The organism is Ectopseudomonas khazarica (genome assembly GCF_004521985.1).
Classification (GTDB): Bacteria; Pseudomonadota; Gammaproteobacteria; order Pseudomonadales; family Pseudomonadaceae; genus Aquipseudomonas; species Aquipseudomonas khazarica.
In genome coordinates, this window is record NZ_SBHZ01000050.1 from 1 (window position 1) to 422 (window position 422).

1 protein-coding gene is annotated in these 422 nt (G+C 44.5%); it reads left to right on the plus strand.

The genetic code is table 11. The annotated features are described in order from the left end of the window. Positions 1-422 (plus strand): hypothetical protein (locus EPK82_RS24670; protein ID WP_394346210.1); only part of this gene is annotated, 422 nt, incomplete at both ends.

Below are 422 nucleotides of genomic sequence, written 5' to 3' on the forward strand. Positions count from 1 at the left end.
CGGAACAGACAAAGGTAAGGCAGAAAAAATCGCTTCCACAGCCAATCAGCGAATAGCTGCAGCAGAAGCTGAATATTTCATGCGCAAAATTGATGAAAGTCCGTCAGCAACAAAACGTCGGGGTATCAGATTAAAGGCATGGGTTGATCGATATCTGAAAATACAGGACACGCGACTGAAAAATGGAGATATTGCAGCTACAACTCACAAAGAAAAAACTCGAATGGCTGCATACCTGGTTTCCCGTCTGGGAAACCACCCATTGAAAGAACTGGAAGTAAGAGACTTTGCATTAATACTGGATGAGTGGCTGGATAAAGACATGGTCAGCACAGCGAGAGTAAATCGTGGATTATGGGTTGATATTTATAAAGAAGCACAGCATGCAGGGGAAGTTCCTCCTGGATGGAATCCTCCGGAGG